Raw genomic sequence first — 10,074 nt, forward strand, 5'->3', positions numbered from 1 at the left:
AGATTTATGTATTGAGCAAAGAAGAGGGTGGACGTCATACTCCATTCTTCAACGGCTACCGCCCACAATTCTATGTTCGTACAACTGACTGTACAGGTGCTATCACCTTGCAAGAAGGTACTGAAATGGTTATGCCTGGTGATAACGTGAAAATCAATGCTGAATTGATTCACCCAATCGCTATGGAAGAAGGTACTCGTTTTGCTATCCGTGAAGGCGGACGTACTGTCGGCGCTGGGGTTGTTTCTAAAATCCTTGCATAATTTTCCCCAACCCTCGGGTTGGATTCATAAGGTAAAACATGCGTGATATTATCCATTTAGGTTGTGAAAAGTGTACTCGTCGTAACTATCACACCACTAAAAACAAAAAAACTCATACTGAAAAATTTTCAGTACGTAAGTTTTGTAAATTTTGTCGTGAACACACGATTCATAAAGAAGCAAAACTTTAAGTCGTTTCCCCTTAAGGGGATTCTAATATAGGTCAGTAGTTCCAATGGTAGAGCGCCGGATTCCAAATCCGATTGTTGGGGGTTCGAATCCCTCCTGGCCTGCCACCCATTTTCTACTAATGATGCTTACGAGCTTTATTCGTTGGAAATGTCCTGAGGATACAATAAATGAAAAACACATTCAGTCAAACTATTCACAATGCGAAAATGGAACTTGCAAAAGTCATTTTTCCAACAAAACCACAAGTAAAACAGGCATTCATTGCCGTTATCGCTGTGGTTACGTTTGTCGTATTGTTCTTAGCATTGGTAGATTTTATCATGTCGTCAACCGTTTCGGCTATTTTGAGTTAAGGAAAAAACATGGCACATCGTTGGTACTCGATTCAAACGTATGCAGGTAGCGAGCGCAGTGTTAGAGCCGCTATCGAAAATATTATTGCTGAAAACAATCTTCAAGAGGTTATTACCGAAGTAATTGTCCCGACAGAAGATGTTATCGAAGTAAAAAACGGCAAAAAGAAAATCACTGAGCGTTCATTGTACTCAGGGTATGTATTTGCTAACATGGATCTTAGCATCGATCTACAGCACCGTATACAATCATTACCTCGTGTAGCTGGATTTATCGGTGAATCAAATAAACCAACGCCACTTAGCGAGAATGACATTGCCGTTATCTTGGATCGTGTAACGAATCGTTCGGCTCCGAAACCTAAAGTATTCTTCGATAACGGAGAGATGGTTCGTATCGTGGACGGTCCTTTCGCGAATTTCACCGGTACAGTTGATGAATACGATCTTGAACACGGTACGTTGAAACTTAATGTTTCTATCTTCGGACGTAGTACTCCGGTAGATATCTCGTACACCCAAGTCGAAAAAATAATTTAATCTCAAAAAAAGGAAGCACAAATGGCAAAGAAAATTACGGGCTACATCAAGTTGCAAGTACAAGCCGGCGCTGCTAATCCAGCCCCTCCGGTTGGACCAGCACTCGGTCAACGTGGTGTTAACATCATGGAATTTTGTAAGGCGTTCAACGAGCGTACAAAAGATAAGGCAGGTTTTAAACTCCCTGTTGTTATTACTGTATATGCGGACAAAACGTTTTCATTCATCACAAAACAGCCTCCGGCATCTGCTCTCATCATGAAAGCGGCTGGTCTTAAAAAAGGGACTGATAATCCGATGAAAAACAAAGTGGGTAAAATCACTAAAGCTCAATTGATGGAAATCGTTAAGCAAAAAATTCAAGACATGAACACAGATGACATCGATGCAGCAGCTGCTACAATCGCCGGTTCTGCACGTTCAATGGGTGTTGATATCGTAGATTAATTTCTACACTACTCTTCGACCGCAAAGAGGCTAAATCTTGCGGCAGATTCTAATATTGGAGAATTCAAATGGCTGGAAAACGCTACAAACAACTTAGTGAAAAAATAGATATGGCTAAAAGCTATTCTGTTGCGGACGCTGCGGCATTCGTAAAAGAACTTAAATCAGCAAAATTCGACGAAACCGTTGAAATTGCACTTAATCTTGGTGTTGACCCACGTCACGCTGACCAAATGATCCGTGGTGCTGTTGTACTTCCTCACGGCACAGGAAAAGTGGTTCGTGTTGCGGTTTTCGCAAAAGGTGCAAAAGCGGATGAAGCAAAAGCTGCCGGTGCTGATATCGTCGGAAGCGATGATTTGGTTGAGCAAATCAAAGCGGGTAACATCAACTTCGATATCGTTGTTGCTGCACCGGATTGTATGGGACTTGTCGGTCAAGTAGGACGTATCCTCGGGCCAAAAGGGATGATGCCGAATCCTAAAACAGGAACTGTTACAGCGGATATCGCAAAAGCAGTCGGCAATGTTAAAGGCGGACAAGTAAATTTCCGTGTTGACAAAAAAGGGAACATCCATGCCGGTATCGGTAAAGTGAGTTTCGATACAGATAAAATTGAAGAAAATATTAAAGCGTTTGTCGGTGCTATCAACCGTGCAAAACCATCAACTGCTAAGGGGCGCTACATCAAAAATGCAGCTTTGTCATTGACAATGAGCCCAGCAATCAAATTCGAAACACAAGAGTTATTGGACATCCGTTAATCACTCTTGAATGACGAAGCATCGCTTCGTCTTTATCTTATGGACTGAAGACAGTAGGGGGCTTGCGCCTTAATCAGAACTATCTGCCCCGCTTGAAGTTGTATGTCTGGAAAGGAGAAACTATGAATAAATCACAGAAATCTGAGATTGTTAGTACTCTAACTAATGAGTTCAAATCTTCTGCAGCAGTTATTATGTGTGACTATCGCGGTTTAGCAGTATCTGAACTCGAATCACTCCGTAAAATTGCACGTGAAAAAGAGACTAAAGTACAAGTTATTAAAAATACACTTGCTACTATCGCTTTGAACAACGCAGAAATGAGCGGCATCGAAATTAAAGATACCAATATCTTTGTTTGGGGAGCTGACGCTATCGCTGCTTCTAAAACAGCGGTAGATTTCGCAAAAGCAAATGATAAGTTTGTTATCCGAACTGCTTACATTGACGGTGAAGCCGCTGATGAAACGAAAGTTCGTGCATTTGCTACCCTACCGGGACGCGAAGAGTTGCTTGGAATGTTGGCATCTGTATGGATGGGACCAGTTCGCAACTTTACAATCGGACTCGATGCGCTTAAACGCAAAAAAGAAGAAGAAGCGGCTTAATCACCGCTTTGAAAAATCGCTGATTTTATTATCAGCATAAAAAAAATACTTATAGGAGAATTACTATGGCTGTTACAAAACAAGACGTTCTTGAGTTTATCTCAAACCTTTCTGTCCTCGAGCTTTCTGAGCTTGTAAAAGAATTCGAAGAAAAATTCGGAGTATCTGCTCAACCGGTAGCGGTTGCTGGTGCTGCTGTTGTTGCAGAAGCTGCAGAAGAAAAAACTGAATTCGATGTTATCTTGAAAGACGGTGGTGACAAAAAAATCAACGTTATTAAAGTAGTACGTGCAATGACTGGTCTTGGTCTTAAAGAGGCTAAAGATGCAGTTGAAGGCGCTCCTACAACTATTAAAGAAGGTATCTCTAAACAAGATGCTGAAGCAGCGAAAAAAGAGCTTGAAGAAGCTGGCGCTGCCGTCGAAATCAAATAAATTTGATCGGAGGCATCCGTGCCTCCACCTCCCACAGGGCACTTTACGAAGCGGGTTTTTAACCCTTTCGTAAAGTGCCCATACGTCGTTATAGACTCAAGGACGCTTGAGTCATAGACTTTGCACTTATCCCTATGGGATCAAAAACTTCGATTGAGGTAGCCTATGTTAAACACTCTTCACTCCGGAAACCGCTTACGCGTTGATTTCGCGAAAACTCCCCAGCAAATTGAAGTACCGAACCTTTTACAACTTCAACAAAGTTCGTATGAATCATTTTTGATGTTAGATCAAAAAGATCGTACCAAAAGCGGTATCGAGCGCGTATTCCAATCGGTATTCCCGATTCATGATTCACAAAACCGTCTCTCTCTTGAGTATCTTGGCTCTGAAGTAGGACGTCCTAAGTATACTGTACGTGAATGTATGGAACGCGGATTGACTTATTCAGTATCGTTACGTATGAAAACACGTCTTATGATTTGGGATCGTGACGAAAACACCAAAGAAAAAACCGGTGTTAAAGATATCAAAGAACAAACGATCTTTATCCGTGATATCCCTTTGATGACAGAACGTACATCATTCGTTATCAATGGTGTTGAACGTGTCGTCGTTAATCAGCTTCACCGCTCTCCAGGTGTTATCTTCAAAGAAGAAGAATCAACCACAGCGGGAAGTAAAATGATCTTTACCGGTCAAATTATCCCTGACCGCGGTTCATGGCTCTATTTTGAGTACGATCCGAAAGATATCCTTTACATGCGTATCAACAAACGCCGTAAAGTACCGGTTACTATTATGTTCCGTGCACTCGGATACAGCAAACAAGACATCCTAAAAATGTTCTATCCGTTACAAAAAATACGTTTAGAAGATAACAAATACTTGATGGATTTCGATCCTGAACAGTTTGCTGGACGTCTTGGATACGATTTGGTTGACAGCGATGGCAAATTGCTCGTTGCTGCGGGGAAACGTTTATCTGCTAAAAAAGCGGAAAAATTGATCTCTGAGGGTGTTACTGCAATCCAGTATCCGATTGAAACTTTGATCGAACGTCATTTGGCAGAGCCGATCATCGACTCTGAGACCGGCGAAGTGATGTTTGACACTATGGCTCAGTTGGATGAGACTAAACTCAAAAAAATGCTCGAAGCGGGCGTTAAAGAGTTTATCATCGCGAATGACCTTGCAGAAGGGCACGATAGCTCTATCATCAACGCATTCATTGCGGATGCCGATTCATTGAAATTGCTCAAACAAACTGAAACCATTGAAGATGAAAACGATCTTGCCGCGATCCGTATTTACAAAGTAATGCGTCCTGGTGAGCCGGTAACAAAAGAAGCGGCGAAGGTTTTCGTTAATCAATTGTTCTTTGATCCGGAACGTTATGATTTGACCCGCGTCGGTCGTATGAAAATGAATCACAAATTGGGACTTAATATTCCTGAGTATGTGACTGTTTTGACCAACGAAGATATTATTAATACTGTTAAATACGTTGTAAAAGTTAAAAACGGACAAGGTCATATCGATGACCGTGACCACCTCGGTAACCGACGTATCCGTTCAATCGGTGAGTTGCTCGGTAACGAGTTACACAACGGTTTGATCAAAATGCAAAAAGCGATCAAAGATAAACTCTCAACGATGAGCGGACCGACCACTGAGTTGATGCCGCACGATTTGATCAACTCAAAAATGATCACTTCTACTATCATGGAGTTTTTCAGCGGCGGACAATTGTCACAATTTATGGACCAAACGAATCCGTTGTCGGAAGTTACCCATAAACGTCGTCTTTCAGCACTCGGAGAGGGCGGTCTCGTAAAAGAGCGTGCCGGATTTGAAGTGCGTGACGTTCACCCGACACATTACGGTCGTATCTGTCCGATTGAGACTCCTGAGGGACAAAACATCGGTTTGATCAATACATTGGCAACCTACTCGAAAGTTAATGAGCACGGATTTATCGAAGCTCCGTATAACGTTGTCAAAGACGGTGTCGTAACGAAAGAAGTTGTTTATTTGACAGCGACCCAAGAAGAAGGTAAAGTCATTGCAGCAGCATCTAGCCGTGTTGATGAAAACGGAAACTTCCTTGATGATTTGGTTGAAACACGTCAAGATGGTGAGTATCCTCTGGTTTCACCAAAAGATTGTGAACTTCGTGACTTGACACCACATATGGTTGTCGGTGTTGCCGCGAGCTTGATTCCGTTCTTGGAACACGATGACGCGAACCGTGCCCTTATGGGATCGAACATGCAACGCCAAGCGGTGCCGTTGTTGCGTCCTGAAGCGCCGATGGTCGGAACAGGGGTTGAAAAACTCGTGGCTCGCGATTCATGGGAGTGTGTAAAAGCAGATCGTAGCGGTGTGGTTGAGAAAGTTGACTCTAAACACATCTACGTGATGGGTGAAGACGAAGATGGAACGTTTATCGATTACTATCCGTTGCAAAAAAATCTTCGTACCAACCAAAATACGACATTCTTGCAAAAACCGATCGTTAAACAAGGACAAATGGTAACGAAAGGTCAAATCATCGCAGATGGTCCGAACATGGATCAAGGTGAGTTGGCACTTGGTATCAATGCACTTGTTGCCTTTATGCCGTGGAACGGATACAACTTTGAGGATGCTATCGTTATGTCTGAGCGCATGATCCGTGAAGACGCATTTACCTCGGTTCATATTTATGAAAAAGAGGCAGAAGCACGCGAACTCAAACACGGTGTCGAAGAGATTACTCGTGATATCCCGAACGTTCGTGATGATGAACTCTCTCACCTTGATGACAGCGGTATCGTTAAAATCGGTACGTATGTTCAAGGTGGAATGATCCTCGTCGGTAAAGTTTCTCCGAAAGGTGAAGTAAAACCGACTCCTGAAGAGCGTTTACTACGCGCTATCTTCGGTGAAAAAGCGGGTCACGTGGTCAACAAATCACTCTACTGTACACCAAGTATGGAAGGCGTTGTTGTTGACGTTAAAGTATTCACGAAAAAAGGATACGACAAAGATCCACGTACCCTCGAACTTGAAAAACAAGAGCGTGACGAGTTAGAACGCGAACATTATGACCGTCTTTTGATGATCGACAAAGAAGAGATGCTTCGTATCGTTTCTTTGCTCACTAAACACCCATTGCTCAGTGATGTAAGCATCAATGGCAACGAGTATAAAGCGGGTGAAAACGTCAAAGCGGATGATCTTAAAGAGGTTAACCGTTTCGCGATGAATAATGTTGTTAAAGCATTCAGCGACGATATTCAAGAAAAATACAACCAAACGAAAAACCATTTCCAAAAAGAGAAGAAAAAATTCCGTGACGAACACGAAGAAAAACTCTCTATCTTGGAAAAAGATGACATCCTTCCAAACGGTGTTGTTAAATTTGTAAAAGTGTATATCGCGACAAAACGTAAACTCAAAGTCGGGGATAAAATGGCGGGACGTCACGGGAATAAAGGTATCGTTTCGACGATCGTTCCTCAAGTTGACATGCCGTACATGGCAAACGGTCGCTCTGTCGACGTTTGTTTGAATCCGCTCGGGGTTCCATCTCGTATGAATATCGGGCAAATCCTTGAGATGCACCTTGGTATGGTCGGTAAAGAACTTGGGTTCCAAATCCAAGAAATTTTCGAAGCGAAACAAAAAGAGTTTATCGGCGAACTTCGCGCTAAAATGATCTCTTTTGCTGATGTAGCGGGTCTTATGAACGCTGCAAAAGTGCTTAGCGACATGGATGATCAAACTCTCCTTGGCTATGCACAAGATTGGTCAAAAGGGGTTAAATTTGCAACCCCAATTTTCGAAGGGGTTACTGAAGCGGAGTTTGCAAAACTTTTCGCATTGGCAAAACTCGACGATGATGGAAAAATGGTATTGTTCGACGGTAAAACGGGCGATCAAATGAAAGAACGCGTTAACGTCGGTTACATGTACATGCTCAAACTTCATCACTTGGTTGATGAGAAAGTCCATGCACGTTCAACCGGACCATACTCTCTCGTTACCCAACAACCGGTCGGTGGTAAAGCACTCTTCGGCGGACAACGTTTCGGAGAGATGGAAGTATGGGCTCTTGAAGCATACGGTGCTTCTGCCGTCCTTAAAGAGATGTTGACGATTAAATCGGATGACGTTGACGGACGTGTTCGTGCTTATAAAGCAATTACGAAAGGTGAAAGTGTACCGCCATCCGGTATCCCTGAAACATTGTTCGTATTAACCAAAGAGCTCCAAGCGTTGGCGCTCGATATTGAGATTTTTGACGAGGTGGATGACAATGAGTAAATTAGTACCGGTTGCCGTAACAGAAGAGAATCGCCCAGTCGATATTAAACAAATCCAATTTCGACTCGCGTCTCCTGAGAGAGTTCTCTCATGGAGTCATGGTGAAGTTAAAAAACCAGAAACTATCAACTACCGTACCCTTAAACCGGAACGTGATGGATTGTTTTGTGCCAAAATTTTCGGACCGGTTCGTGATTACGAATGTTTGTGCGGAAAATACAAAAAAATGCGTTACAAAGGTGTTATTTGTGAAAAATGTGGGGTTGAAGTAACCTCGGCAAAAGTTCGCCGTACCCGTATGGGACACATTGATCTCGTTACTCCGGTAGCCCATATCTGGTATGTTAGTTCACTTCCAAGCCGTATCGGAACACTCCTCGGCGTAAAAATGAAAGACCTTGAACGCGTATTGTATTACGAAGCGTACATCGTTAAAACAGGTGGAGAAGCATACTATGACGGTGAGCAAACCTCTGCGGTTCTTAAATACGATGTATTGAACGAAGAACAATACCGTACCCTCGTACAACGTTACGGAGACAGCGGATTCTCTGCAGAGATGGGTGGATCAGCGGTTCGTGAATTGCTTGATGAACTCGATTTGGTGGATCTTTTCTCTTCATTGAAAGAAGAAGTAACCAAAACCAATTCAGAAGCGAAACGTAAAACCATCGTTAAACGTTTGAAAGTTATCGAGTCATTTTTGAATTCAGGAAATAACCCTGCTTGGATGATGCTCACTGCATTGCCGGTATTGCCTCCTGAACTTCGCCCGTTGGTAAGTCTCGATGGTGGAAAATTCGCGGTATCAGATGTCAATGACCTCTATCGCCGTGTTATTAACCGTAACCAACGTCTTAAACGTCTTATCGAGCTTGAAGCACCGGAAATTATTGTTCGCAATGAAAAACGTATGTTACAAGAAGCGGTTGATGCGTTGTTCGACAACGGTCGCCGTGCAAATGCCGTTAAAGGTGCAAACAAACGTCCATTGAAATCTCTCTCTGAGATTATCAAAGGTAAACAAGGGCGTTTCCGTCAGAATTTACTCGGTAAACGTGTTGACTTCTCGGGACGTTCGGTTATCGTTGTTGGACCAAACCTTCAAATGGATCAGTGCGGACTACCGAAACAAATGGCATTGGAACTTTTCAAACCTCATTTGATCGCAAAACTCGAAGATAAAGGGTATGCGACCACCGTGAAAGCGGCGAAAAAAATGATCGAAGAGAAAACCAATGAAGTTTGGGAGTGTCTTGCAGAGATCGTTGAGGGGTATCCGGTTATGCTTAACCGTGCACCTACGCTTCACAAATTGTCTATCCAAGCGTTTCACCCGAAACTGATCGATGGTAAAGCGATCCAATTGCACCCTCTCGTTTGTGCCGCCTTCAATGCGGACTTCGACGGTGACCAAATGGCGGTTCACGTTCCACTTTCAGCTGAAGCGATTGCGGAGTGTAAAGTATTGATGCTCTCATCGATGAACATCTTGCTCCCTGCATCGGGTAAAGCGATTGCAACTCCTTCACAAGATATGGTCTTGGGTCTTTATTATTTGACACTTGGCAAAAATGATGTGAAAGGATCGAATAAACTTTTCAGCAATGTTGATGAGATTATGATCGCGCTAGAGCACAATGCGCTTGATTTGCACGCAAAAGTACGTACCCGTGTTGAGGGTCGTGTTATCCATACTACTGCGGGACGTATGATTCTTCAAGATATTCTTCCTGAATTCGTACCTGCAGAATTGTGGAATGTTGTGATGAAAAAGAAAAACATCTCTATCCTTGTTGACTATGTCAACAAACACGGAGGAATCGCGGTAACTGCCGGTTTCTTGGATGATTTGAAAAATCTTGGTTTCAAATATGCGACTAAATCGGGTGTTTCAATCTCTATCACGGATATCATTATCCCTGAAATGAAAGCGGGATTGATCGTTAGTTCTAAAAATCGTGTTAAAGAGATTCAAAAACAGTTCGAAGCGGGTCTATTGACTGAGCAAGAACGTTATAACAAAATCATTGACGTCTGGACGGATACGAACAATACTGTTGCGGGCGGAATGATGGAGTTGATCCAAAACGATAAAGCGGGATTCAACTCGATCTTTATGATGGCGGACTCTGGAGCGCGTGGTTCTGCGGCTCAAATTC

General features: G+C 42.9%; 9 protein-coding genes, 1 tRNA gene and 1 pseudogene. All 11 read left to right on the top strand.

Annotated elements, in window-relative coordinates; all coding sequences use genetic code 11:
* A pseudogene (gene tuf, locus JZU62_RS01745) lies at positions 1 to 263 on the top strand (elongation factor Tu); the annotation flags it as partial.
* A gap of 38 nt (positions 264 to 301) precedes the next feature.
* A complete protein-coding gene (gene rpmG / locus JZU62_RS01750) occupies positions 302 to 454 on the top strand; it encodes a 50S ribosomal protein L33 (RefSeq protein WP_295011308.1) in 153 nt (50 codons plus the stop codon).
* A gap of 29 nt (positions 455 to 483) precedes the next feature.
* Positions 484 to 559 (top strand) — tRNA-Trp (locus JZU62_RS01755).
* Between the two features lie 63 nt (positions 560 to 622).
* The gene (secE, locus tag JZU62_RS01760; RefSeq protein WP_295011310.1) at positions 623 to 808 is read left to right on the top strand and encodes a preprotein translocase subunit SecE; all 186 of its coding nucleotides are present in this window, start codon (positions 623 to 625) and stop codon (positions 806 to 808) included.
* Between the two features lie 9 nt (positions 809 to 817).
* Positions 818 to 1,348 (top strand): transcription termination/antitermination protein NusG, encoded by a 531-nt coding sequence (nusG, locus tag JZU62_RS01765; RefSeq protein WP_295011311.1) that lies wholly within the window; start codon positions 818 to 820, stop codon positions 1,346 to 1,348.
* A gap of 21 nt (positions 1,349 to 1,369) precedes the next feature.
* On the top strand, positions 1,370 to 1,795 hold the full coding sequence (rplK, locus tag JZU62_RS01770) for a 50S ribosomal protein L11 (RefSeq protein WP_015654570.1): 426 nt from the start codon (positions 1,370 to 1,372) through the stop codon (positions 1,793 to 1,795).
* Positions 1,796 to 1,863: 68 nt separating this feature from the next.
* A complete protein-coding gene (rplA, locus tag JZU62_RS01775; protein ID WP_295011313.1) occupies positions 1,864 to 2,559 on the top strand; it encodes a 50S ribosomal protein L1 in 696 nt (231 codons plus the stop codon).
* A gap of 122 nt (positions 2,560 to 2,681) precedes the next feature.
* Positions 2,682 to 3,167: a 50S ribosomal protein L10 gene (rplJ, locus tag JZU62_RS01780; protein WP_295011315.1), complete on the top strand. Its 486-nt coding sequence runs from the start codon at positions 2,682 to 2,684 to the stop codon at positions 3,165 to 3,167.
* 65 nt (positions 3,168 to 3,232) lie between these two features.
* A complete protein-coding gene (rplL, locus tag JZU62_RS01785; protein ID WP_294896204.1) occupies positions 3,233 to 3,601 on the top strand; it encodes a 50S ribosomal protein L7/L12 in 369 nt (122 codons plus the stop codon).
* A 165-nt stretch (positions 3,602 to 3,766) separates the two neighbouring features.
* Positions 3,767 to 7,912 carry a DNA-directed RNA polymerase subunit beta gene (rpoB, locus tag JZU62_RS01790; RefSeq protein WP_295011317.1) on the top strand — a complete coding sequence of 1,382 codons (4,146 nt, stop codon included), beginning with the start codon at positions 3,767 to 3,769 and terminating at the stop codon, positions 7,910 to 7,912.
* On the top strand, positions 7,905 to 10,074 hold a 2,170-nt coding region (rpoC, locus tag JZU62_RS01795), incomplete at its 3' end, for a DNA-directed RNA polymerase subunit beta' (RefSeq protein ID WP_295011319.1). The genes rpoB and rpoC, both read left to right, overlap by 8 nt.

Origin of the sequence: Sulfuricurvum sp. (assembly GCF_019163035.1) — a bacterium.
In the GTDB taxonomy this organism is placed as follows: domain Bacteria; phylum Campylobacterota; class Campylobacteria; order Campylobacterales; family Sulfurimonadaceae; genus Sulfuricurvum.

Excerpts from the sequence above, each read along its gene's own strand:
- rplA (WP_295011313.1), top strand. The coding sequence starts at position 1,864 with ATGGCTGGAAAACGCTACAAACAACTTAGTGAAAAAATAGATATGGCT.
- rpmG (WP_295011308.1), top strand. The coding sequence starts at position 302 with ATGCGTGATATTATCCATTTAGGTTGTGAAAAGTGTACTCGTCGTAAC.
- rplL (WP_294896204.1), top strand. The coding sequence starts at position 3,233 with ATGGCTGTTACAAAACAAGACGTTCTTGAGTTTATCTCAAACCTTTCT.
- nusG (WP_295011311.1), top strand. The coding sequence starts at position 818 with ATGGCACATCGTTGGTACTCGATTCAAACGTATGCAGGTAGCGAGCGC.
- rpoB (WP_295011317.1), top strand. The coding sequence starts at position 3,767 with ATGTTAAACACTCTTCACTCCGGAAACCGCTTACGCGTTGATTTCGCG.
- rplJ (WP_295011315.1), top strand. The coding sequence starts at position 2,682 with ATGAATAAATCACAGAAATCTGAGATTGTTAGTACTCTAACTAATGAG.
- secE (WP_295011310.1), top strand. The coding sequence starts at position 623 with ATGAAAAACACATTCAGTCAAACTATTCACAATGCGAAAATGGAACTT.
- rplK (WP_015654570.1), top strand. The coding sequence starts at position 1,370 with ATGGCAAAGAAAATTACGGGCTACATCAAGTTGCAAGTACAAGCCGGC.